This window comes from Flavobacterium branchiarum, assembly GCF_030409845.1.
GTDB lineage: Bacteria > Bacteroidota > Bacteroidia > Flavobacteriales > Flavobacteriaceae > Flavobacterium > Flavobacterium branchiarum.
The window spans coordinates 714,517-740,258 of sequence record NZ_JAUFQQ010000005.1 but is presented as its reverse complement, the minus strand read 5'-3'; the positions used below and the strand labels follow the sequence as shown (position 1 = coordinate 740,258).

13 protein-coding genes, 4 tRNA genes and 5 rRNA genes are annotated in these 25,742 nt (G+C 38.2%); 14 read left to right on the top strand and 8 right to left on the bottom strand.

Annotated elements, in window-relative coordinates; genetic code table 11:
• Positions 1–311: 311 nt before the first annotated feature.
• On the top strand, positions 312–1,217 hold the full coding sequence (locus QWY99_RS15145; RefSeq protein ID WP_290266433.1) for a hypothetical protein: 906 nt from the start codon (positions 312–314) through the stop codon (positions 1,215–1,217).
• 367 nt (positions 1,218–1,584) lie between these two features.
• Here QWY99_RS15145 and rplT read toward each other — a convergent pair whose 3' ends face one another.
• From rplT to thrS, 4 genes are all read right to left on the bottom strand, one after another.
• Positions 1,585–1,929, bottom strand: coding sequence for a 50S ribosomal protein L20 (rplT, locus tag QWY99_RS15140; RefSeq protein WP_035633036.1), 345 nt, complete (start codon positions 1,927–1,929; stop codon positions 1,585–1,587).
• 103 nt (positions 1,930–2,032) lie between these two features.
• On the bottom strand, positions 2,033–2,230 hold the full coding sequence (rpmI, locus tag QWY99_RS15135; protein ID WP_022827375.1) for a 50S ribosomal protein L35: 198 nt from the start codon (positions 2,228–2,230) through the stop codon (positions 2,033–2,035).
• A 99-nt stretch (positions 2,231–2,329) separates the two neighbouring features.
• Complete coding sequence (gene infC / locus QWY99_RS15130; protein WP_379690543.1) at positions 2,330–2,884, bottom strand: translation initiation factor IF-3; 555 nt, start codon at positions 2,882–2,884, stop codon at positions 2,330–2,332.
• Positions 2,885–2,900: 16 nt separating this feature from the next.
• The gene (gene thrS / locus QWY99_RS15125; RefSeq protein WP_290266431.1) at positions 2,901–4,847 is read right to left on the bottom strand and encodes a threonine--tRNA ligase; all 1,947 of its coding nucleotides are present in this window, start codon (positions 4,845–4,847) and stop codon (positions 2,901–2,903) included.
• A gap of 961 nt (positions 4,848–5,808) precedes the next feature.
• Between thrS and QWY99_RS15120 the strand changes: the two genes are divergently transcribed.
• The 5 genes from QWY99_RS15120 to rrf all read left to right on the top strand — a co-directional run bounded on the left by QWY99_RS15120 (position 5,809) and on the right by rrf (position 11,029).
• Positions 5,809–7,322 (top strand): 16S ribosomal RNA (locus QWY99_RS15120).
• A 120-nt stretch (positions 7,323–7,442) separates the two neighbouring features.
• Positions 7,443–7,516 (top strand) — tRNA-Ile (locus QWY99_RS15115).
• An 88-nt stretch (positions 7,517–7,604) separates the two neighbouring features.
• Positions 7,605–7,678: transfer RNA gene (locus QWY99_RS15110), tRNA-Ala, on the top strand.
• A 201-nt stretch (positions 7,679–7,879) separates the two neighbouring features.
• Positions 7,880–10,765, top strand: a 23S ribosomal RNA gene (locus QWY99_RS15105).
• A gap of 154 nt (positions 10,766–10,919) precedes the next feature.
• A 5S ribosomal RNA gene (gene rrf, locus QWY99_RS15100) occupies positions 10,920–11,029 on the top strand.
• Together the 16S, 23S and 5S rRNA genes with 2 tRNA genes alongside form the textbook arrangement of a ribosomal RNA operon.
• Before the next feature lie 246 nt (positions 11,030–11,275).
• On the opposite strand, the gene QWY99_RS15095 is transcribed toward rrf, so the two are convergent.
• From QWY99_RS15095 to QWY99_RS15080, 4 genes are all read right to left on the bottom strand, one after another.
• The gene (locus tag QWY99_RS15095; protein ID WP_290266430.1) at positions 11,276–12,805 is read right to left on the bottom strand and encodes a cryptochrome/photolyase family protein; all 1,530 of its coding nucleotides are present in this window, start codon (positions 12,803–12,805) and stop codon (positions 11,276–11,278) included.
• Positions 12,802–12,945: a DUF2256 domain-containing protein gene (locus tag QWY99_RS15090; RefSeq protein ID WP_290266429.1), complete on the bottom strand. Its 144-nt coding sequence runs from the start codon at positions 12,943–12,945 to the stop codon at positions 12,802–12,804. The genes QWY99_RS15095 and QWY99_RS15090 overlap by 4 nt, the downstream gene beginning before the upstream one ends.
• Positions 12,911–14,359 (bottom strand): cryptochrome/deoxyribodipyrimidine photo-lyase family protein, encoded by a 1,449-nt coding sequence (locus tag QWY99_RS15085; RefSeq protein WP_290266428.1) that lies wholly within the window; start codon positions 14,357–14,359, stop codon positions 12,911–12,913. Before QWY99_RS15085 ends, QWY99_RS15090 begins: the two co-directional genes overlap by 35 nt.
• 135 nt (positions 14,360–14,494) lie before the next feature.
• Positions 14,495–14,755, bottom strand: a complete 261-nt coding sequence (locus QWY99_RS15080; protein WP_290268234.1) for a TIGR03643 family protein — start codon at positions 14,753–14,755, stop codon at positions 14,495–14,497.
• 321 nt (positions 14,756–15,076) lie between these two features.
• Here QWY99_RS15080 and QWY99_RS15075 point away from each other — a divergent pair, with 321 nt between their 5' ends.
• The 8 genes from QWY99_RS15075 to QWY99_RS15040 all read left to right on the top strand — a co-directional run bounded on the left by QWY99_RS15075 (position 15,077) and on the right by QWY99_RS15040 (position 25,720).
• Positions 15,077–15,760, top strand: a complete 684-nt coding sequence (locus QWY99_RS15075; protein WP_290266427.1) for an SDR family NAD(P)-dependent oxidoreductase — start codon at positions 15,077–15,079, stop codon at positions 15,758–15,760.
• Positions 15,761–15,770: 10 nt separating this feature from the next.
• Positions 15,771–17,189, top strand: a complete 1,419-nt coding sequence (locus QWY99_RS15070) for an SDR family oxidoreductase (protein WP_290266426.1) — start codon at positions 15,771–15,773, stop codon at positions 17,187–17,189.
• A gap of 456 nt (positions 17,190–17,645) precedes the next feature.
• Positions 17,646–18,260 (top strand): GNAT family N-acetyltransferase, encoded by a 615-nt coding sequence (locus QWY99_RS15065; RefSeq protein WP_290266425.1) that lies wholly within the window; start codon positions 17,646–17,648, stop codon positions 18,258–18,260.
• Positions 18,261–18,665: 405 nt separating this feature from the next.
• Positions 18,666–19,694: an alpha/beta hydrolase gene (locus QWY99_RS15060; RefSeq protein WP_290266424.1), complete on the top strand. Its 1,029-nt coding sequence runs from the start codon at positions 18,666–18,668 to the stop codon at positions 19,692–19,694.
• 1,071 nt (positions 19,695–20,765) lie between these two features.
• A 16S ribosomal RNA gene (locus tag QWY99_RS15055) occupies positions 20,766–22,279 on the top strand.
• A gap of 120 nt (positions 22,280–22,399) precedes the next feature.
• Positions 22,400–22,473, top strand: a tRNA-Ile gene (locus tag QWY99_RS15050).
• A gap of 88 nt (positions 22,474–22,561) precedes the next feature.
• A tRNA-Ala gene (locus QWY99_RS15045) sits at positions 22,562–22,635 on the top strand.
• Between the two features lie 200 nt (positions 22,636–22,835).
• Positions 22,836–25,720: ribosomal RNA gene (locus QWY99_RS15040) — 23S ribosomal RNA — on the top strand.
• Positions 25,721–25,742 lie beyond the last annotated feature (22 nt).

The following is a 25,742-nucleotide window of genomic DNA, read 5'->3' as shown; positions in this document are numbered from 1 at the left end:
ATTTGAAATCGAAAATTTTGCTGATTTACAAACCGCACTTTGCGGATTGTTTTTTAGATTTTTTCTTGGGAAGTGAAGTGGGTAGAAGCAGTATGATTTTATTTACACTTCCCGGATAAACTCGGTCTTACGGATTCACGCACTTTTTGAAAGAAGTAGTTTTGTACATTTGCCTTAACCTGCAGATTAAGCCGGTAACTAATTCTGAGGCAAAGAAATGTCAGTTTTGGTGGGGTGTTGAGATAGAATTCCAGTAATGCTGATAATTCTATTGATTGCTTTAAAATGTTTAATAATTCCGATTAATACTTATGTGTAAAATTACTTTTGAAGAATATAAAAGTGCCATAAAATCAAAATACCAATCTTATAAATTAGAAGATCCAACAGGTATTTTGTTAAATCCATCACCAGCACAATTACGTAATTTATGCTTGATGCTTTTTGATAATTCATTATCTATAAATGATGATAATTCGCTAAGAGTATTTTTGAATGTGAAAGAAGGGGAGGACTTAAGAAGAGCTATTGCAAAATTTGAAATTGCAAAATTTAGACCTATTATCTCATTTTTGATTGGAGATAAAGATTCAGATAATACTGCAAGAATTGAGTTGGCAGCAATTTTAGTTGATTTTGAAAAGAGGCCTTATAATAAATTTTTAAAAGAAGAAGTGATTGCTAAGAAATCTAAAACTATTTTGGAAGTCCCTGTGCAGTCTGCTATAAAAGAAGAAACCGTTGTTGATCTTACAACAGAGATTCAACCAAAAGCATTTGTTGGTAATTCAACAAATTTCACCGTTAGAGGAAAGCCTAAACCTAAGATTGTTTATTTAGTTTTGACATTTAGTTTGGTTATTTTTATGGCTGGTTTAGTAGTGTGGAATCTTTATAATGTGAGGGATTGTATGGTTTGGAGTGTGGATCATTATGAGGTTGTGTCTTGCGATGAGATTGCAAACTCAAAGGCGCTATTTGGAGCGATAGTACTTAAAAAGGAGGATGGGATAATTTCTAAGTTCAAAAAAATTAAAGTTTGCGACACAACAAGTTTTTTCAAAATGGGAAAACCTTGTGTTTGGTATGGTAAGTCTTTTGATGGTAGCTACGAATGTTTTACTGCTCCTGGTTTGCATCCTGAAACTGAAAAAACATTAAAGCCTATTACGCAGTATATTATTGAGAGGCATATCTTAAAAAAAAAGGAGAATTAGTTTCTGTACAAATAATTCTTGTTAATACACGATTTTACAAGCCTAAAGATGGGTTAAAAGAGATCGTGTAAAAGATAATTATGACGTAAAGGATGGTAAGGTGATTTATGCAGTATGTGTAGTGGATTATAGAGTAGAATTTATTTTTGTAAGCTAAATTTTGAATGAAACACTTGTAGTAGAGTAAATTGTGGAGGTATTAGGTTTCTAGACGATAGAAAGTTGCTACAGTTTATAGATCGATTGAATGTGCGAAGTAGTCAGGAAAAAATAATTTTTTGATCTTATATTTAAAAACAAAAAGCCCAATCGTAAGATTGGGCTTTTATTATATAAGTAAGTAATATAAATTGAGTTTATAAAACGTTTATTTTACTTTATTAAGTACAGCTTTGAAAGCTTCAGGGTGGTTCATAGCTAAATCTGCAAGAACTTTACGGTTCAATTCGATTCCGTTAGCTTTTACTTTCCCCATGAATTGAGAATAAGACATTCCTTCCAATCTAGCTCCAGCGTTGATACGTTGAATCCATAATGCACGGAAATTTCTTTTATTCACTTTTCTATCACGGTAAGCGTAGCACATTGCTTTCTCTACCGCATTTTTAGCAACTGTCCAAACGTTTTTACGTCTACCAAAGAAACCTTTGGCTTGCTTCATTATCTTTTTTCTTCTTGCTCTTTTAGCAACTGAATTTACTGATCTTGGCATAATTTTTATGTGTTTTTGTAGCTGGCGTCCCGAATTTAATCAAGGGAACTTATTATAAGCCAAACTCCAAGGTTATTTTTAAATGTTTTAACCTAAAGAATTATTAGATAATTCTTAATTGTTGTTTGATACTTTTCATATCTGTTTTGTGAACTAACGCTGAATGTGTCAAAGCTAATTTACGTTTTTTAGATTTTTTAGTCAAGATGTGACTTTTAAAAGCATGCTTTCTTTTAATCTTTCCAGAACCAGTAACTTTGAAACGTTTCTTGGCGCTAGATTTTGTTTTCATTTTAGGCATTTTTCCTAGTGTTTTAATTTATTCTTACTTACTTATTTTTTTGTTTCATTCTTAAAGATTCAAGTTCATAACTGATACTTGCAACTCTATGACTGAAAACTATTTCTTCTTCTTCGGAGCAATGAACATAATCATTCTCTTTCCTTCCAGAACAGGCATAGCTTCTACTTTACCATATTCTTCAAGATCTGTAGCTAGTCTCAATAGTAAAATCTGACCTTGATCTTTATAGATAATAGAACGTCCTTTAAAGAATACAAATGCTTTTAATTTAGCACCTTCTTTCAAGAATTTTTCTGCGTTCTTTCTCTTAAACTCATAATCATGCTCATCAGTCTGAGGACCAAAGCGAATTTCTTTCACTACAACTTGAGTCGATTTTGCTTTCAGGACTTTATCACGTTTCTTTTGTTCGTAAACAAATTTCTTGTAATCCATGATTTTACAAACCGGTGGCTCTGCATTTGGCGAAATCTCAACTAGATCTAATTCAAATTGATCAGCTAGTCGTAGAGCTTCGGCTATTTTATAAACGCCAGGCTCAATGTTTTCGCCTACAAGGCGTACTTCAGGAACACGAATAAGATTGTTTATTCTGTGTGCATCTTTTTTTTCTACGCGAGGTTGGTAACCTCTGTTGCTTCTTATTGCTATGACTTTATAATTTAAGTTAAACTGTAAATACTTTTAATGTCTTTTTTATTTCTTCGTCTACAATTGCGACAAATTCTTCAATTGTAACTGTTATGTTTCCTTTTCCTTCTTGACCATGACGGCGAATAGAAATAGTACCGTTTTTCTCTTCTTCCTCACCTACAATCAGCATAAACGGTAATTTCTGCATTTCTGCATCTCTAATTTTCTTACCTATGGTTTCACTTCTGTTGTCAATTAGGGCGCGAATTTCGTGATTTTCTAGCAAATCTAAAACTTTTTTAGCATATATTTCATATTTCTCGCTCAAAGACAAGATTATAGCCTGTTCTGGCATCAACCAGAGTGGGAAATTTCCTGCTGTGTGTTCTAGTAAGATTGCAATAAAGCGTTCCATCGAACCAAAAGGAGCACGGTGAATCATTACAGGTCTATGTAATTCATTGTCAGCTCCTTTGTAAGTAAGTTCAAAACGCTCAGGTAAGTTGTAGTCAACTTGAATAGTTCCTAATTGCCATTGTCTTCCTAAAGCATCTTTTACCATAAAATCTAGTTTTGGGCCATAAAAAGCAGCCTCACCATATTCAACCACAGTATTTAAGCCTTTGTCAGCCGCTGCATTGATAATGGCATTTTCTGCTTTTTCCCAGTTTTCATCACTACCAATATATTTGTCTCTATTTTCTTTATCACGTAAAGAAATTTGAGCTGTAAAGTTTTCAAAACCTAAAGAACCAAATACGTAAAGAACTAGGTCGATTACTTTTTTAAATTCTTCGTCCAATTGCTCAGGAGTACAAAAAATATGAGCATCATCCTGAGTAAAACCACGTACACGAGTCAAACCATGTAGCTCACCGCTTTGTTCGTATCTGTAAACAGTACCAAATTCAGCATAACGCTTAGGTAAGTCTTTATATGACCAAGGTCTTACGTTGTAAATTTCACAGTGATGAGGGCAGTTCATTGGTTTTAATAAAAACTCTTCTCCTTCAGCTGGAGTGTGAATAGGTTGAAAGCTGTCAGCACCATATTTAGCATAGTGACCAGAAGTAACGTATAATTCTTTTTGACCAATATGAGGAGTAACCACTTGTTCGTAACCAGCTTTCTTCTGCGCTTTCTTTAAAAACTGCTCCAATCTATCGCGCAAAGCAGCACCTTTAGGCAACCATAAAGGCAAACCTTGACCAACTTTTTGAGAGAAAGCAAATAATTCAAGTTCCTTACCAAGCTTACGGTGATCACGACGTTTAGCTTCTTCAAGAAGTTCCAAATATTCAGTTAAGTCTTTTTGTTTAGGAAAAGAAGTTCCATAAACACGAGTTAATTGCTTGTTCTTTTCGTCACCTCTCCAGTAAGCACCCGCAACACTCATTACTTTCATTGCTTTGATGATTCCAGTGTTAGGAATATGACCACCACGACATAAGTCAGTAAAAGTAGCATGATCGCAGAAAGTAATAGTTCCGTCTTCAAGATTAGAGATTAATTCCGTTTTGTAAACATTGTCCTTGTATAATTCCAAAGCCTCAGCTTTGCTTACAGGACGCATTTTAAATTCGTGTTTACCTCTAGAAATCTCAAGAACACGATCTTCGATTCTTTTAAAGTCAGCATCAGTTATCTTTTGGTCTCCAAAATCAACATCATAATAAAAACCATTAGAAATTGCAGGTCCTAGAGTTAGTTTAATTCCAGGGAAAAGCTCTTCAAGGGCTTGAGCCATTACGTGAGAAGTCGAGTGCCAAAAAGCTTTTTTACCTTCTGCATCATTCCATGTATATAAAATAAGACTACCATCGGTCGTCAGTGGAGTTTCGGTTTCAATAGTTGTACCATTAAAAGAAGCTGAAATCACATTTCGAGCAAATCCTTCACTAATGCTTTTTGCAACCTCCATAGGAGTTACGCCAGAAGCATACTCTCTAACTGACCCATCGGGTAAAGTAATCTTAATCATTGTTTATAATTTTATGAATGCAAATATAGGGGATTACAAAAATACATACAATATATATGTAGAAGTTTATACTATATATAAGAGTAAATTTTATCAGGAGCTTAATCCCGCTATACATTTCAATCTTTTATGCCGAACCCCGGCAAAAAGGATTTCCATTTCTATCGGGGCTAGGGTAGTGGTTTAGTATTATAGAATGAAGTTATTAAAGATGAAATTGAGTGGTATATATAAAGGAATGATGAATGCTCCTTATTATATATAGGAGAGAATAGCTTTGATTGGTATTTTGAGTGTTTACAAGAGGTTTAGCGTGTATTGCTTGTCAAAAAAGAGGCTCTCTTGATAAGAATCACATAATAATTGAACTAAGAACAGCAGACTTTTTGCCAAAAAGGCATTCTAACTGCGATAATACTCACAAATCGCAAAAAACACTCAAATCGTAAATATAGTGTTATCAATACATTAAGGAATAATCAAAAAATAAACGCAAAAACACAAGCGGAAAGTATTGTTTATCTAGAAAAAGGTGGTAGTTTTGCACCCGCAACAAACAAGACGTTCACTGAAATACTGACAAGCAAACAATTAAAATTAGAAACGAAAGTTTTAAAAATAAAGATTAAAAAAAGCTTGTGAGTTTGGAAAACGAAAGTTACATTTGCACCCCGCAAAAGAAGCGAAGTTCCTTGAAATACTGCTAAGATTAGAGAAGAAAATTAGAAATAAAAATTTCTAAAAAAAAACTTCAAAATTATCTTGCCAGTTAAAAAGGAGTTCATTACTTTTGCACCCGCTTTGAGAAACAAGCGACACAAAAATAAAGAGAAAGTTCTTAGACATATTGAATTGACAGCCGTTTCGAAAGAGATTTCGAAACAAATAATAAAGAGTAATAGAATCGCAAGATTTGAATATAACCGATAGAATCTGAGTCGCAATATAATATAAAAAATATACGATGAAGAGTTTGATCCTGGCTCAGGATGAACGCTAGCGGCAGGCTTAACACATGCAAGTCGAGGGGTATGCTTCTTCGGGAGCAGAGACCGGCGCACGGGTGCGTAACGCGTATGCAATCTACCTTTTACAGAGGGATAGCCCAGAGAAATTTGGATTAATACCTCATAGCATTGCAGAATGGCATCATTCAGCAATTAAAGTCACAACGGTAAAAGATGAGCATGCGTCCCATTAGCTAGTTGGTAAGGTAACGGCTTACCAAGGCTACGATGGGTAGGGGTCCTGAGAGGGAGATCCCCCACACTGGTACTGAGACACGGACCAGACTCCTACGGGAGGCAGCAGTGAGGAATATTGGACAATGGGCGCAAGCCTGATCCAGCCATGCCGCGTGCAGGATGACGGTCCTATGGATTGTAAACTGCTTTTATACAGGAAGAAACCCTGGTTCGTGAACCAGCTTGACGGTACTGTAAGAATAAGGATCGGCTAACTCCGTGCCAGCAGCCGCGGTAATACGGAGGATCCAAGCGTTATCCGGAATCATTGGGTTTAAAGGGTCCGTAGGCGGTTTAGTAAGTCAGTGGTGAAAGCCCATCGCTCAACGGTGGAACGGCCATTGATACTGCTAAACTTGAATTATTAGGAAGTAACTAGAATATGTAGTGTAGCGGTGAAATGCTTAGAGATTACATGGAATACCAATTGCGAAGGCAGGTTACTACTAATTGATTGACGCTGATGGACGAAAGCGTGGGTAGCGAACAGGATTAGATACCCTGGTAGTCCACGCCGTAAACGATGGATACTAGCTGTTGGGAGCAATCTCAGTGGCTAAGCGAAAGTGATAAGTATCCCACCTGGGGAGTACGTTCGCAAGAATGAAACTCAAAGGAATTGACGGGGGCCCGCACAAGCGGTGGAGCATGTGGTTTAATTCGATGATACGCGAGGAACCTTACCAAGGCTTAAATGTAGTTTGACCGATTTGGAAACAGATTTTTCGCAAGACAAATTACAAGGTGCTGCATGGTTGTCGTCAGCTCGTGCCGTGAGGTGTCAGGTTAAGTCCTATAACGAGCGCAACCCCTGTTGTTAGTTGCCAGCGAGTCATGTCGGGAACTCTAACAAGACTGCCAGTGCAAACTGTGAGGAAGGTGGGGATGACGTCAAATCATCACGGCCCTTACGCCTTGGGCTACACACGTGCTACAATGGCCGGTACAGAGAGCAGCCACTGGGCGACCAGGAGCGAATCTATAAAACCGGTCACAGTTCGGATCGGAGTCTGCAACTCGACTCCGTGAAGCTGGAATCGCTAGTAATCGGATATCAGCCATGATCCGGTGAATACGTTCCCGGGCCTTGTACACACCGCCCGTCAAGCCATGGAAGCTGGGGGTGCCTGAAGTCGGTGACCGCAAGGAGCTGCCTAGGGTAAAACTGGTAACTAGGGCTAAGTCGTAACAAGGTAGCCGTACCGGAAGGTGCGGCTGGAACACCTCCTTTCTAGAGCCTTAGTGTTAGCTATATGCACGCTAGGGAAAGAAGACGAAAGATACTAAAGGTTCATCTCTAAAGATTATATTACTCTGCTGTTAGTTCAAATAATAAATTTAAGTAAAACAGAGTCTCGTAGCTCAGCTGGTTAGAGTACTACACTGATAATGTAGGGGTCGGCAGTTCGAGTCTGCCCGGGACTACTATTTAAAACTTAAATAAAAGGAAATTTTAGAAGTTGAGCATTTATGAGTGAATTCATAACTCATAATTCATCATCATTTTAAAAATGGGGGATTAGCTCAGCTGGCTAGAGCGCCTGCCTTGCACGCAGGAGGTCAACGGTTCGACTCCGTTATTCTCCACTATCTTTAAGAAGATAGAATATAGAAAAAAAGAATATAGATTAAGTCTATACTCTAATCTCTATTTTCTTTATTCTAAAAAGAAAAAGTTCATTGACATATTGAGATAAGAAAATAATAAAAAGTAGAAAGCGTTTTTATTGAGTAGTAATACAAAAGATAAAAACAAAAAAAAACGGTCATATTAAATTATGATTGGTACAATAAGCAAAATAAGGGCGTATGGGGGATGCCTTGGCTCTCAGAGGCGATGAAAGGCGTGATAAGCTGCGAAAAGCTACGGGGATCGGCACACACGAATTGATCCGTAGATACCTGAATGGGGCAACCCACTATGTTGAAGACATAGTACACCGATAGGTGGGCAAACCCGCTGAACTGAAACATCTAAGTAGGCGGAGGAGAAGAAAACAAAAGTGATTCCGTAAGTAGTGGCGAGCGAACGCGGATTAGCCCAAACCAACCATGTTACGGCATGATTGGGGTTGTAGGACCACGATATTTCTTGCACAAAGAATTAGAATCTACTGGAAAGTAGAACCATAGAGGGTGATAGTCCCGTATAGGTAATGAGTGTAAAGGATAGTGGTATCCTGAGTAGGGCGGGGCACGTGAAACCCTGTCTGAATTTGGCGGGACCATCCGCTAAGGCTAAATACTCCTGAGAGACCGATAGTGAACCAGTACCGTGAGGGAAAGGTGAAAAGAACCGTGAATAACGGAGTGAAATAGATCCTGAAACCATACGCTTACAAGCGGTCGGAGCCCTTTCGTGGGGTGACGGCGTGCCTTTTGCATAATGAGCCTACGAGTTAACGTTGCTGGCAAGGATAAGTGGTTAAGCCATGGATCCGTAGCGAAAGCGAGTCTGAATAGGGCGCTTTAGTCAGTAGTGTTAGACGCGAAACCGTGTGATCTACCCATGGGCAGGTTGAAGCTGTGGTAACACACAGTGGAGGACCGAACCGGTTGACGTTGAAAAGTCTTCGGATGACCTGTGGGTAGGGGTGAAAGGCCAATCAAACTCGGAAATAGCTCGTACTCCCCGAAATGCATTTAGGTGCAGCGTTGTGCATAAAGTTATATAGAGGTAGAGCTACTGATTGGATGCGGGGGCTTCACCGCCTACCAATTCCTGACAAACTCCGAATGCTATATAATGTTTCACAACAGTGAGGGCTTGGGTGCTAAGGTCCAAGTCCGAGAGGGAAAGAACCCAGACCATCAGCTAAGGTCCCCAAATATATGTTAAGTTGAAAGAACGAGGTTTGTCTGCCCAGACAGCTAGGATGTTGGCTTGGAAGCAGCCATTCATTTAAAGAGTGCGTAACAGCTCACTAGTCGAGCGGACGAGCATGGATAATAATCGGGCATAAACATATTACCGAAGCTATGGATTTACAGCTATGCTGTAAGTGGTAGGGGAGCATTCTAACAGGGTTGAAGGTGTATCGTAAGGTATGCTGGACTGGTTAGAAAAGAAAATGTAGGCATAAGTAACGATAATGCGGGCGAGAAACCCGCACACCGAAAAACTAAGGTTTCCACAGCTATGCTAATCAGCTGTGGGTTAGTCTGGTCCTAAGGCGAACCCGAAAGGGACAGTCGATGGCTAACGGGTTAATATTCCCGTACTACTAATTACTGTGATGGGGTGACGGAGTGATGAAAGCGCCGCGAACTGACGGAATAGTTCGTTGAAGTACCTACCTATAAGCTGTGCAGGCAAATCCACACGGCTTGGGGAAATACGATAGTACTCGGAGACTTCGGTTGAAGAGATAGTGCGCCTAAGGGCTTCCAAGAAAAACCTCTAAACTTCAGGTAATTAGTACCAGTACCGTAAACCGACACAGGTAGTTGAGGAGAGAATCCTAAGGTGCTCGAGAGATTCATGGCTAAGGAATTAGGCAAAATAGACCTGTAACTTCGGGAGAAAGGTCGCCAGCAGCAATGCTGGCCGCAGTGAAGAGGTCCAGGCGACTGTTTATCAAAAACACAGGGCTCTGCAAAATCGTAAGATGAAGTATAGGGCCTGACACCTGCCCGGTGCTGGAAGGTTAAGAGGAGATGTTATCTTCGGAGAAGCATTGAATTGAAGCCCCAGTAAACGGCGGCCGTAACTATAACGGTCCTAAGGTAGCGAAATTCCTTGTCGGGTAAGTTCCGACCTGCACGAATGGTGTAACGATCTGGACACTGTCTCAGCCATGAGCTCGGTGAAATTGTAGTAGCGGTGAAGATGCCGCTTACCCGCAGTGGGACGAAAAGACCCTGTGCACCTTTACTATAGCTTAGTATTGACCTTGGATAAATGATGTGTAGGATAGGTTGGAGACTGTGAAGTGGCGTCGCTAGGCGTTGTGGAGTCATTGTTGAAATACAACCCTTTGTTTATCTGAGGCCTAACCCCGTGATTGCGGGGGACATTGCTTGGTGGGTAGTTTGACTGGGGTGGTCGCCTCCAAAAGAGTAACGGAGGCTTCTAAAGGTTCCCTCAGTACGCTTGGTAACCGTGCGTAGAGTGCAATGGCATAAGGGAGCTTGACTGAGAGACATACAGGTCGATCAGGTACGAAAGTAGAGCATAGTGATCCGGTGGTTCCGCATGGAAGGGCCATCGCTCAAAGGATAAAAGGTACGCCGGGGATAACAGGCTGATCTCCCCCAAGAGCTCATATCGACGGGGGGGTTTGGCACCTCGATGTCGGCTCGTCACATCCTGGGGCTGGAGAAGGTCCCAAGGGTTGGGCTGTTCGCCCATTAAAGTGGCACGCGAGCTGGGTTCAGAACGTCGTGAGACAGTTCGGTCTCTATCTACTGTGGGCGCAAGAAATTTGAGTGGATCTGATTCTAGTACGAGAGGACCGAATTGGACAAACCTCTAGTGTATCTGTTGTTCCGCCAGGAGCACCGCAGAGTAGCTACGTTTGGAAGGGATAAGCGCTGAAAGCATATAAGCGCGAAACCCACCACAAGATGAGATTTCTTTTAAGGATCGTGGGAGATGACCACGTTGATAGGCTATAGATGTAAAGGCAGTAATGTCATAGTCGAGTAGTACTAATAATCCGTAAGCTTATGTACACCCTTTTCCCCACACTACGGTGTGGGGGAGAAACTTTCTAAATAAATTATATTTTTCTTTATCTCAGTGTGTTAAGATATTGTTCACTTGATAATTACTAAACAAGAATTAGTAATTAACACTTGAAAAGTTGTCCAAAGCAACTAACGACCTTAAGGTGGTTATTGCGGCGGGGCTCACCTCTTCCCATCCCGAACAGAGTAGTTAAGCCCGCCTGCGCAGATGGTACTGCAGTTATGTGGGAGAGTATGTCGTCGCCTTTCTTTAAAACCCTGTTTCTAACGAAACAGGTTTTTTTTTGCCAAATTTTGTCCTTCTGAGGAACGAAGAATCTTCACAATTAACTAACACAAAATAGTTTTTATAGAATTATGCATAAACAGTTTAAAGATCCTATAGCTTTTATTTTAACTACCTAAAAAACATTTCATAACCAGATTTTTTTTTTTCAATATGTTGTGTATAAAATTACTCAAGTGGTTCAGTTAAAATGACAGAATTATGACATATTATAATTCATTTATATTTTTCAAATAATAAGTTGCTTGTTCTAACAGCGCTGTTCTATCTTTCGGATTCATTTTGCGCCAAATGTTATACATCATGCCCGTTCTTTGATTATTGCCTAACTTGTGTTCATTTCTATTAAAAAAATTCCAATATAAACTGTTAAATGGACAGGCTTTGTTTCCGGTTTTTACTGCTTTATTATAAAAGCAGCTACTGCAATAATGACTCATTTTATCGATGTACGTTGCTGAACTTACGTAGGGTTTAGTACCAACGGTTCCACCATCTGCATATTGGCTCATTCCTCTTGTATTTGTAATCTCAACCCATTCAAAAGCATCAATATATATTCCAAGATACCATTGATCTACTTCGTCAGGATCAATTCCAGCAAGAAGAGCGAAATTGCCTGTAATCATTAGACGTTGAATATGATGCGCATAGGCATGATTTAATGATTGATTTACTGCATCTTTTACACAATTCATTTTTGTTTTTCCTGTCCAAAACCATATTGGTAGTTTTTCTTTATTGTTGAAAAAATTTAGTGTTGCATACTCTGGCATTTTAAGCCAATACATTCCTCTCATGTATTCCCTCCAGCCAATAATTTGGCGCACAAAACCTTCTAGTTGATTGTATTGAATTTCATTTGGTCTTTTTTCCCATTCAGTAATTGCTCTTTCAATGACTTCAAGTGGAGAAATCATTTTAATATTCATGGAGAATGAAATCCTAGAATGATAAAGTGACCATTCGTTTGGTGACATTGCATCTTGGTAACTCCCAAATAAATGCAGGCACTCGGTTACAAAGAATTCTAACAGCTCTAGAGACTGTATTCTATTTACAGGCCATACAAAGTTTTTAGGATCGATTTTACCAATTGTTTTTACATTGGTTTTATTGATTGTTTCAAAAATAGTTGAAACGTCATTATTGAAAACTAATGGCTCAATAGGTTTATGATTTTTGGGTAGCTTTTTGCGGTTGTCACTGTCATAATTCCATTGACCCGTTAGCGGTTTGCCACTTTGCATCAAAATAGTATGTTTTGTACGCATAGCTCTGTAAAAACTTTCCATTAAATACGTTTTCTTACCTTCAAAAAAATCTCCCAACTCATTCCGAGAAGTAAAAAAATGCTCTGTATCAAATACGTTATGAGAAATTGTTTTGCAAAAATTTAGGAGAACTTGATCTACACGATATTCATCCGGTAATTGATATTCGAAATGAGTAAAAGCATAGCACGACATTAATCTTTTACAATTTTCATTGAAAGACTGTAGGTTGTATTCATCATTTAATCTTATATATATTACTTGATGTTTATTTAATTCTAAGTTTGAAGCAAAATTCCTCATTGCACTAAAAATCCCTATCACTTTCTGAATATGATGGACAGCATAATCTGTTTCAGATCTAATCTCCATCATTACATACCATATTGAATCATCAACGGTATTAAACCAAGAATGATTTTCGTTTAGCTGATCGCCAAGAATTAGTCTTAAAGTTTTTTTCATTTTAATTTACTGCTTCTGCATTTATCACTGCAGTATTTTACTTCTTCCCAAACTTTTTCCCATTTTTTCCTCCATTCAAATGACCTCTTGCAGACAATGCAGATTTTATTGGGCAGGTTTTGTTTCTTTACTCCTTTCATTTTTTTGTTTATTTCTGTATTGCCATACAATATCGCTTGCATATTTTCTAGTCTGCTCGATATCAACAATCGGTTCAGGATAATCTTTTCCAATTTCACAGTTATAGAACTGCTGTTCGATAAGATTTAATTTCCATGGTTCATGAATTAATTTTGAAGGAATTTCAGCGAGCTCTGGTATCCATTTTTTTATAAAAATACCGTCTGGATCATGTTCTTCTGAATTTTTTATTGGACTGTATATTCTAATAGTTCCACCTGTAGTTGTCCCTGCTTGCATTTGAATTTGTGGATAATGGATGCCAGGTTCGTAATCTAAAAATTGTCTAGCGAGAAAATGAAGCTCTCGCCAGTCCTGCCATAAATTAAAAGTGAAAAAGGAAACTACTAAGGCGCGCATTCTAAAGTTTAGGTAACCTGTTTGTGCTAAGCATCGCATACAGGCATCAACAATTGGAACTCCAGTTGTTCCTTCCTGCCATGCCTTTATATATATATCGTTTTTTGGTTTTACTAGTGAATCAAAATCTTTATTTATATTTTGAAATTCGATAGTGCAATCGTTTTCAAATTTTTGCATAAAATGGCAATGCCAGTGAAGACGCGATACAAAATTGAGCATGGCTTTTTTGTTTGAAGATGTTTCGTAAAACTGATTCATATATTGATAGACCATTCGCATGCTTATGTTTCCGTATGTTAAATAGGGAGACAGACGGCTACAACCTTTTCGACTTAAATCAGGTTTAGATATGTGCCTGCTGTAATTAATGTGACGTTCCTTTGCAAAGCTGTCTAAATACCGCCATGCCCAATATTCTCCACCTTGTTGAAAGTTTACTTTGTGTTCTGTAATGTCTTTAGAAAGTAGTTCTCCACTTAAATTTTGGTAAAAAAATGGATCTAAATTTTCAAATTTAAAAGCTTTAAAATCAATTATCTTAGGAGTTGCTCTCATAACATCTTCCCAGCGTTGTTCCCATTCCTGTTTCGATTTTAATCTTCTTATTACACCGTGGAGCTGAGACTGTGACCAAATGATTTTGTTTTCATCGAAAAAAGCTTGGATAGCAATATCTCTATCAAAAGTGATTTTATTTCCAATTTCTTGATGCGAGAAAACTGTTTTTACATCATAAACACTACATAATTGCTCAAAAACTGTTTGGACTTCCTGATGAAAATAATAAAGTTTAGCATTGATTGTTTTTAATTTGGTCTGCATTTCCTGCAATGATTCATAAATAAATCGCCAATGGCGCACATCAGAATCAAGATAAGACATTATAGATGGCTCAAAAAAATAAACCATCAGTAATGGAATATTTTCTTGCTGTGCCATAAAAAGCGGTTCATGATCTGTAAAGCGAAGATCACGTTTAAACCATATAATATTTACAGTTTTTTTTTTCAATTTTTGAATATCGTTGTAATATTTGATGTTAAGCAAAGTCAAATTTGTTTAATGACTGGTTTTTATGTTAACTTTAAATTTTACGCATGTAATAATGTTTGCTTTCTTTAGATGTATTGTAGCTATAATTTTTTTTTATGTTTTTTGACGCTTTGAGATTTTATTATTTGATATGGCTCTTTGTCTATTACATTTAAATCGATCTATTTCAATATTTCTTTTGGCTGTATGTTTAGTTGTTGATTTTTCAACACGTTCTCGCCACAATTTATAACTATTAAATTTTAATTCCTTTTTCATTAAGGCTTTTACTTCATCTTCTGTTAATCCAAACTGAAATTTTATAGCATCAAATGGTGTTCGGTCTTCCCAAGCCATCTCAATTATTCGGTCCATTTGAATTTCACTCAAAATGGTATTATCTATCTTCTTTATAATTGCTTTCAAATTTTAATTTGTTTAATTTTTTCGTTTAATTGTTAAACAAAATTAATCTTTTTTCTCAGGATATATAAGTTTTGAAATAAAAAGTATTGTTTTGTTTTAGTTTTTACAGAAATGATTAAACATTTATTATCTTTAATAGATGGTAGAAATGACTTTTTTTTGAAATTGAAATCACTATGTAATTAGTTGAATTTTAGTGTTATATATAGTTGGTGTGTGCGTTGGATATAAAATAATTAGCAGTGTAGTAGTAATTTATTTTTTTTTAACATGAAAAATATTGTAATTATAGGAGGAAGTAAAGGAATTGGTAATGCTATATTAAATCAGCAACTGGAGAACAATTTAGTGTATAACCTTAGCCGTACTGCGCCTGATATTTTACATCCTAATCTGTTTCATTTTTCTATAGATATTCTTCAAGATAATCTTCCGGAGCTAGACAGTATCGATTCTTTAATTTATTGTCCTGGATCTATAACTCTTAAACCAATTCAGAGTTTAAGTATCGAGGATTTTAGGCATGATTTTGAAATCAATGTTCTTGGAGCAGTTAAGGTTATACAAAAATATTTGCCAGTTCTAAAAAAAGGGACTGACCCATCCATTCTTTTGTTTAGTACTGTTGCTACGAAGTTAGGAATGCCTTTTCATGCCAGTATTTCGGCTGCAAAATCAGCTGTAGAAGGATTAGTGAAATCTCTTGGAGCTGAAATGGCTGGTGTAATAAGGGTCAATGCTATTGCACCCACTATTACTGAAACTACTCTTTCGGCATCGATTTTGAGAAATGAAAGAATGAAAGAAAACATGAAAGAACGTCACCCTATGAAAAATTATCTGCATGTGGAAGAAGTTGCTACAATGGCTTGTTTTCTCATTTCTGAAAGTGCTGCATCCATATCAGGACAAATTTTCCCTTTGGATTATGGACTTGTAACTTTTAAATTATAACGATACAAGTATGAGAATTCTATTAACAGGAGCAACAGGATATATTGGGAAACGACTTTTGCCTTTATTGATAAAAAACGGGCATACAGTAATTTGTTGTGTAAGGGATAAAAGCAGGTTTTATTATCCTGAAATTATAAGACAAAATGTAGAAGTCATCAAAGTAGACTTTCTAGATGCAAACAGCCTTGTGAATATACCTGATGATATTGATGCTGCTTATTATTTAATTCACTCTATGTCTGACCCTGTAACTAATTATGATCAATTGGAAAGTATGGCGGCTACTAATTTTACCAATAAACTTAATAATACATTAGCAAAGCAGATTATTTACTTAGGGGGAATTGTAAATGATACGTCTTTGTCTAAACATTTAACTTCAAGAAAAGCAGTTGAGGGAATTTTATGTAGTGGAGAAATTCCAACAATTACTTTACGAGCTGGAATAATTGTTGGTTCTGGAAGCGCCTCATTCGAAATTATACGTGATTTGGTAGATAAACTGCCTGTAATGATTACTCCAAAATGGTTGAACACAAAATGTCAGCCTATTGCAATTACAGACGTCTTAGAATTTTTATCCAAATCGCTATTAAATCCTCAAGCCTATAATCAGATTTTTGATATTGGTGGACCTGATATCCTGACTTATAAAGAAATGCTATTGCAATTTGCTAAAGCAAAAAAATTGAAACGATATATTTACACAATCCCGGTCATGACTCCAAAATTATCTTCTTATTGGTTATATTTTGTAACGTCAACCTCTTATAAACTGGCATCTGCATTAGTGAGCAGTATGAAAGTTGAAGTCATTTGCAATGACAACAGAATTAATACACTTTTGAGAATCGAACCCATTTCTTATGAGTTGGCATTGCAACGGGCATTGCAAAAAATAGAAGATGATGATATTATTTCAAGTTGGAAAGATTCCCTTATTAGTGGTCAGTTTAAAGGTAACTTAAGTCAGTTTCTAGAAGTGCCCAAAAAGAACTGTTTTATTGATAGCAGAAAAAAAGAAATTGTTAACCGCGAACATACTATAGAAAAAATCTGGGCGATAGGTGGAAAAACAGGATGGTATTACGGAGATTGGCTGTGGAACCTGCGCGGGTTTATTGATAAACTTTTTGGAGGGGTAGGGATAAGAAGAGGTAGAACTCATAAAAAGGCATTATATCCTGGAGATGCTTTAGATTTCTGGCGTGTAGTATATGCTGACAAAAAGCAGGGGAAATTAATTCTATTCGCAGAGATGAGATTACCTGGCGAAGCTTGGCTGGAATTTGAAATAATTAATAATACTTTATATCAAACCGCTACTTTCAGACCGCAAGGAATTCTTGGTAAATTATATTGGTATTCTGTGTTACCTTTTCATGGTTTTATTTTTAAGGGCATGATCAATAATCTAATTCAGTAAACACTTGGGCTGATTGTAGAAATTGTAAATGCACAATTATTTAGTATTTTATCAATATGAATAGCTAATCGTATCATTTTGATAGGTTTTATAAATTTCTAGATTTTAATTTTTTTTAATCAATTGATAATTAGAGCTTTTGTTGTTTTAAATTGTTTTGGCATGCCATTTGTTTTTATTAATAAGTCTAGGTATTTAATAGTAACAAAATTGACAGAAAAAATAAAAAACAAACATATAAATCTAATGAATATGAAATCAAATAAATCTAGAAGTAAGCAGATTACAAAATCGTACGTATCAAATAAATCTATGCAGAATAAAGATAGGGTTGTCAATTTAATGGTATTTTCGATAGTTTTCTTTATTGCTATTCTGCTAATTTCCCAAATAGTCTAAGTAATACTGTAGCTAGTTTTTTTAGCATAAGTAAGTAGATATAATCTCCAAATTATTATGGCAACTATTGAGTGTAGAAACAAAAAAACTGTATTATTAGCCAATGCAGTAGATAAAGAATCAATTGATTTTAAAATTGAAAAAGCAAGATCCATTCATATTTTGTGGATAAACGAAATTTGTGAAGTTACGCTCTTATCTGCTATTGCTCGTGGAAGTGGTATATCTGGGCGTTCACCTCAATTGCTTGAAACAAAAATGAAAAAAGGAGAAGCTATTATTGCGTTTGCACCAGATGGTAGATGGGCTGGTTTTTCTTTTATATCTTCTTGGGAAAACGGTCGCTATGTCTCAAATTCTGGACTTATTGTAGCACCAGAATTTAGGTATACAGGATTAGCTAAAAGTATCAAGAGAAAGATTTTTGAATTAAGTGCTGAAATGTACCCAACTGCTAAAATATTTAGTCTTACAACTGGTCTAGCAGTAATGAAAATGAATCATGAACTGGGTTTTGAACCTGTAACATATGGAGAATTGACAAGTGATAGGCAATTTTGGGAAAATTGTAAAACTTGTGTCAATTATGCAATTCTAACTAGTAAAGAAAGAAAAAATTGTTTGTGTACGGCAACGCTTTTCAGTCCTAATGATAACAGTATTTGTGGTTAGTATCCGCTTAAAAAATTGCAATCTCATTATTCAGGTCTTTATCAATTTCAAAATCAGTAACCATCCAATAATATCTTCCGGATTTAGCCATTTTTTTAAGCGTAAAGTAGTATGATAAATTGAAGTAAATTATTAATTTTTAGAATACAGCATAAATTAATGTGAAAATTTTTAAATATTTTAGGTATTTGTTAACAATTTAATGTTTTTTATTATGATAGTTTTGGAGGGATGATTTTAGGAGTTTTGTTTAATCTTTTTTCTGACTATACGAAGTTTGGGGAGGAGTACATCGTTTTTTTTAAATTAAAACAAAAAATAAAGTCCTGTTGCATTTAAATATGCTTTAAGTGTAAAAATTGCTAAATCAAATTTTTCGAATCCACCAACTTTTAAACTAGAAACATGTTAAAAATTAAGTTCGCAATTTTATTTACTCTATTTGTTGCAAAATGCTATAGTCAAGAAATTATGCCTTACGAAAAAAGCATTGAGAATGCTGATAATTATAATTTTCATAATTATCAAATATTGCAAGCTGAAGAAAATTTTAATATTTCAGGAACATTGATTACACCTAAAGATAATTATGATAGAATTGTAATAATTGTGCCTGGATCTGGAAAAGATACCAGAAATTCTCATTTTCTTTTAACACAACATTTGTTAGATAATAAAATAGCGGTCTTTAGGTACGACGAAAGAGGTGTCGGTTTAACAGGAGGGAAATACAGTACTCACGCGTACACATTGTCAAATATGGTAAGTGATTTTACTTTTGTTTTCAATGATTTGAAGAATGATAAAATGTTTGTGAATAAAAAAATCGGTTTATTAGGTCATAGTTTTGGAGGTCTTGTTACAATTGAATCCATCGAAAAAGGAGTAAAGTGTGATTTTTTAATTCAATGGGCTGCCCCTGTACAAAGAGCTAAGGATCTTTTTAAATATCAAATTAAAACAGGTATTAATAAGCAAGAAAAAACACTTAATTATGCAAGTGACGAAATGAAATTTGCAGTAATGGATAGCATTCAGAAAATCATTGACGACAATTCTACGCTTGACAATTCGACTTTGAGAAAAACCATATTTAAGTCTTTAAAAAAATATGGTTACAATAAAGAGGACTATGGATGGTACATTTCATATCGTTCCTATTTCGATTTATTGAGAAAAGATTTCATTCCCATATATAAAAAAATTGAAATACCTACTTTGTATATAATAGGAGATAATGATGTTTTTGTGGATCCGAATGAAAGCATAAAAGTTCTTGAGAGTCTCAATAATGAAAAAATAAGTCTCAAAGTATTTAAAACTTTAAATCATTATTTAAACAAAAACGAACGAATGGAGCTCAATATAGCTATTTATGAAATTAATAAAGACGCCAAAGAATATATAAGTAATTGGATTTTGAATAGTAATTGATTAAAAGTGAATCATAATACAGGCTTATATTAATAATCGGTTCTGTCGTGTCCAAGAGTAAGAGTTGTTTTCTGACTTCAGAGGTTCATCGGTATATGTATGTCAAATGATATAGGTTCTTTTCATGCGCATCATTTCAAGTTAATATTTATGGGAATGACAAAAGAGGAGAAGTAAAAAGTAGTCTATACAGCAATCTAGTGTTGGGTATATAGATTGGTTGCTATGTTAAGGAAGCTTTTCTACCTTATATATAGGTGTGATTACTCATTATATATAGGAGACACGAATCAAAGGAATCAAGCATTACAATTTTTTAGGAGCTTTTACCTGCTATGCGCTTCAATCTTGTCCTTTTTAAAGAAAAAAGGGCAAGGATTTCCGCTTCTATCAGGGCTAGTAGGGGTAAAATACAGGATATGCTACCTATTTAACGACAATATAATAAGCTTTCTGTCTTTGCGTCTTCGCGAGAACCCCAGTAAAAGAGAGTGAAAACAAGGAAAGAGAATGCTGTCCCGCAGAAAAACCTCATAAAACTCAAAAACAACCAAATCGTAAAGATAGTGTTATCAATACATTAAGAAATAATCAAAAAATAAACGCAAAAACACAAGCGGAAAGTATTGTTTATCTATAAAAAGGTGGTAGTTTTGCACCCGCAACAAACAAGACGTTCACTGAAATACTGACAAGCAAACAATTAAAATTAGAAACGAAAGTTTTAAAAATAAAGATTAAAAAAAGCTTGTGAGTTTGGAAAACGAAAGTTACATTTGCACCCCGCAAAAGAAGCGAAGTTCCTTGAAATACTGCTAAGATAAGAAGTGAAATTAGAAATAAAAATTTCTAAAAAAAACTTCAAAAATATCTTGCCAGTTAAAAAGGAGTTCATTACTTTTGCACTCGCTTTGAGAAACAAGCGACACAAAAATAAAGAGAAAGTTCTTAGACATATTGAATTGACAGCCGTTTCGAAAGAGATTTCGAAACAAATAATAAAGAGTAATAGAATCGCAAGATTTGAATATAACCGATAGAATCTGAGTCGCAATATAATATAAAAAATATACGATGAAGAGTTTGATCCTGGCTCAGGATGAACGCTAGCGGCAGGCTTAACACATGCAAGTCGAGGGGTATGCTTCTTCGGGAGCAGAGACCGGCGCACGGGTGCGTAACGCGTATGCAATCTACCTTTTACAGAGGGATAGCCCAGAGAAATTTGGATTAATACCTCATAGCATTGCAGAATGGCATCATTCAGCAATTAAAGTCACAACGGTAAAAGATGAGCATGCGTCCCATTAGCTAGTTGGTAAGGTAACGGCTTACCAAGGCTACGATGGGTAGGGGTCCTGAGAGGGAGATCCCCCACACTGGTACTGAGACACGGACCAGACTCCTACGGGAGGCAGCAGTGAGGAATATTGGACAATGGGCGCAAGCCTGATCCAGCCATGCCGCGTGCAGGATGACGGTCCTATGGATTGTAAACTGCTTTTATACAGGAAGAAACCCTGGTTCGTGAACCAGCTTGACGGTACTGTAAGAATAAGGATCGGCTAACTCCGTGCCAGCAGCCGCGGTAATACGGAGGATCCAAGCGTTATCCGGAATCATTGGGTTTAAAGGGTCCGTAGGCGGTTTAGTAAGTCAGTGGTGAAAGCCCATCGCTCAACGGTGGAACGGCCATTGATACTGCTAAACTTGAATTATTAGGAAGTAACTAGAATATGTAGTGTAGCGGTGAAATGCTTAGAGATTACATGGAATACCAATTGCGAAGGCAGGTTACTACTAATTGATTGACGCTGATGGACGAAAGCGTGGGTAGCGAACAGGATTAGATACCCTGGTAGTCCACGCCGTAAACGATGGATACTAGCTGTTGGGAGCAATCTCAGTGGCTAAGCGAAAGTGATAAGTATCCCACCTGGGGAGTACGTTCGCAAGAATGAAACTCAAAGGAATTGACGGGGGCCCGCACAAGCGGTGGAGCATGTGGTTTAATTCGATGATACGCGAGGAACCTTACCAAGGCTTAAATGTAGTTTGACCGATTTGGAAACAGATTTTTCGCAAGACAAATTACAAGGTGCTGCATGGTTGTCGTCAGCTCGTGCCGTGAGGTGTCAGGTTAAGTCCTATAACGAGCGCAACCCCTGTTGTTAGTTGCCAGCGAGTCATGTCGGGAACTCTAACAAGACTGCCAGTGCAAACTGTGAGGAAGGTGGGGATGACGTCAAATCATCACGGCCCTTACGCCTTGGGCTACACACGTGCTACAATGGCCGGTACAGAGAGCAGCCACTGGGCGACCAGGAGCGAATCTATAAAACCGGTCACAGTTCGGATCGGAGTCTGCAACTCGACTCCGTGAAGCTGGAATCGCTAGTAATCGGATATCAGCCATGATCCGGTGAATACGTTCCCGGGCCTTGTACACACCGCCCGTCAAGCCATGGAAGCTGGGGGTGCCTGAAGTCGGTGACCGCAAGGAGCTGCCTAGGGTAAAACTGGTAACTAGGGCTAAGTCGTAACAAGGTAGCCGTACCGGAAGGTGCGGCTGGAACACCTCCTTTCTAGAGCCTTAGTGTTAGCTATATGCACGCTAGGGAAAGAAGACGAAAGATACTAAAGGTTCATCTCTAAAGATTATATTACTCTGCTGTTAGTTCAAATAATAAATTTAAGTAAAACAGAGTCTCGTAGCTCAGCTGGTTAGAGTACTACACTGATAATGTAGGGGTCGGCAGTTCGAGTCTGCCCGGGACTACTATTTAAAACTTAAATAAAAGGAAATTTTAGAAGTTGAGCATTTATGAGTGAATTCATAACTCATAATTCATCATCATTTTAAAAATGGGGGATTAGCTCAGCTGGCTAGAGCGCCTGCCTTGCACGCAGGAGGTCAACGGTTCGACTCCGTTATTCTCCACTATCTTTAAGAAGATAGAATATAGAAAAAAAGAATATAGATTAAGTCTATACTCTAATCTCTATTTTCTTAATCTAAAAAGAAAAAGTTCATTGACATATTGAGATAAGAAAATAATAAAAAGTAGAAAGCGTTTTTATTGAGTAGCAATACAAAATATAAAAACAAAAAAAAACGGTCATATTAAATTATGATTGGTACAATAAGCAAAATAAGGGCGTATGGGGGATGCCTTGGCTCTCAGAGGCGATGAAAGGCGTGATAAGCTGCGAAAAGCTACGGGGATCGGCACACACGAATTGATCCGTAGATACCTGAATGGGGCAACCCACTATGTTGAAGACATAGTACACCGATAGGTGGGCAAACCCGCTGAACTGAAACATCTAAGTAGGCGGAGGAGAAGAAAACAAAAGTGATTCCGTAAGTAGTGGCGAGCGAACGCGGATTAGCCCAAACCAACCATGTTACGGCATGATTGGGGTTGTAGGACCACGAGATTTCTTGCACAAAGAATTAGAATCTACTGGAAAGTAGAACCATAGAGGGTGATAGTCCCGTATAGGTAATGAGTGTAAAGGATAGTGGTATCCTGAGTAGGGCGGGGCACGTGAAACCCTGTCTGAATTTGGCGGGACCATCCGCTAAGGCTAAATACTCCTGAGAGACCGATAGTGAACCAGTACCGTGAGGGAAAGGTGAAAAGAACCGTGAATAACGGAGTGAAATAGATCCTGAAACCATACGCTTACAAGCGGTCGGAGCCCTTTCGTGGGGTGACGGCGTGCCTTTTGCATAATGAGCCTACGAGTTAACGTTGCTGGCAAGGATAAGTGGTTAAGCCACGGATCCGTAGCGAAAGCGAGTCTGAATAGGGCGCTTTAGTCAGTAGTGTTAGACGCGAAACCGTGTGATCTACCCATGGGCAGGTTGAAGCTGTGGTAACACACAGTGGAGGACCGAACCGGTTGACGTTGAAAAGTCTTCGGATGACCTGTGGGTAGGGGTGAAAGGCCAATCAAACTCGGAAATAGCTCGTACTCCCCGAAATGCATTTAGGTGCAGCGTTGTGCATAAAGTTATATAGAGGTAGAGCTACTGATTGGATGCGGGGGCTTCACCGCCTACCAATTCCTGACAAACTCCGAATGCTATATAATGTTTCACAACAGTGAGGGCTTGGGTGCTAAGGTCCAAGTCCGAGAGGGAAAGAACCCAGACCATCAGCTAAGGTCCCCAAATATATGTTAAGTTGAAAGAACGAGGTTTGTCTGCCCAGACAGCTAGGATGTTGGCTTGGAAGCAGCCATTCATTTAAAGAGTGCGTAACAGCTCACTAGTCGAGCGGACGAGCATGGATAATAATCGGGCATAAACATATTACCGAAGCTATGGATTTACAGTTTACTGTAAGTGGTAGGGGAGCATTCTAACAGGGTTGAAGGTGTATCGTAAGGTATGCTGGACTGGTTAGAAAAGAAAATGTAGGCATAAGTAACGATAATGCGGGCGAGAAACCCGCACACCGAAAAACTAAGGTTTCCACAGCTATGCTAATCAGCTGTGGGTTAGTCTGGTCCTAAGGCGAACCCGAAAGGGACAGTCGATGGCTAACGGGTTAATATTCCCGTACTACTAATTACTGTGATGGGGTGACGGAGTGATGAAAGCGCCGCGAACTGACGGAATAGTTCGTTGAAGTACCTACCTATAAGCTGTGCAGGCAAATCCACACGGCTTGGGGAAATACGATAGTACTCGGAGACTTCGGTTGAAGAGATAGTGCGCCTAAGGGCTTCCAAGAAAAACCTCTAAACTTCAGGTAATTAGTACCAGTACCGTAAACCGACACAGGTAGTTGAGGAGAGAATCCTAAGGTGCTCGAGAGATTCATGGCTAAGGAATTAGGCAAAATAGACCTGTAACTTCGGGAGAAAGGTCGCCAGCAGCAATGCTGGCCGCAGTGAAGAGGTCCAGGCGACTGTTTATCAAAAACACAGGGCTCTGCAAAATCGTAAGATGAAGTATAGGGCCTGACACCTGCCCGGTGCTGGAAGGTTAAGAGGAGATGTTATCTTCGGAGAAGCATTGAATTGAAGCCCCAGTAAACGGCGGCCGTAACTATAACGGTCCTAAGGTAGCGAAATTCCTTGTCGGGTAAGTTCCGACCTGCACGAATGGTGTAACGATCTGGACACTGTCTCAGCCATGAGCTCGGTGAAATTGTAGTAGCGGTGAAGATGCCGCTTACCCGCAGTGGGACGAAAAGACCCTGTGCACCTTTACTATAGCTTAGTATTGACCTTGGATAAATGATGTGTAGGATAGGTTGGAGACTGTGAAGTGGCGTCGCTAGGCGTTGTGGAGTCATTGTTGAAATACAACCCTTTGTTTATCTGAGGCCTAACCCCGTGATTGCGGGGGACATTGCTTGGTGGGTAGTTTGACTGGGGTGGTCGCCTCCAAAAGAGTAACGGAGGCTTCTAAAGGTTCCCTCAGTACGCTTGGTAACCGTGCGTAGAGTGCAATGGCATAAGGGAGCTTGACTGAGAGACATACAGGTCGATCAGGTACGAAAGTAGAGCATAGTGATCCGGTGGTTCCGCATGGAAGGGCCATCGCTCAAAGGATAAAAGGTACGCCGGGGATAACAGGCTGATCTCCCCCAAGAGCTCATATCGACGGGGGGGTTTGGCACCTCGATGTCGGCTCGTCACATCCTGGGGCTGGAGAAGGTCCCAAGGGTTGGGCTGTTCGCCCATTAAAGTGGCACGCGAGCTGGGTTCAGAACGTCGTGAGACAGTTCGGTCTCTATCTACTGTGGGCGCAAGAAATTTGAGTGGATCTGATTCTAGTACGAGAGGACCGAATTGGACAAACCTCTAGTGTATCTGTTGTTCCGCCAGGAGCACCGCAGAGTAGCTACGTTTGGAAGGGATAAGCGCTGAAAGCATATAAGCGCGAAACCCACCACAAGATGAGATTTCTTTTAAGGATCGTGGGAGATGACCACGTTGATAGGCTATAGATGTAAAGGCAGTAATGTCATAGTCGAGTAGTACTAATAATCCGTAAGCTTATGTACACCCTTTTCCCCACACTACGGT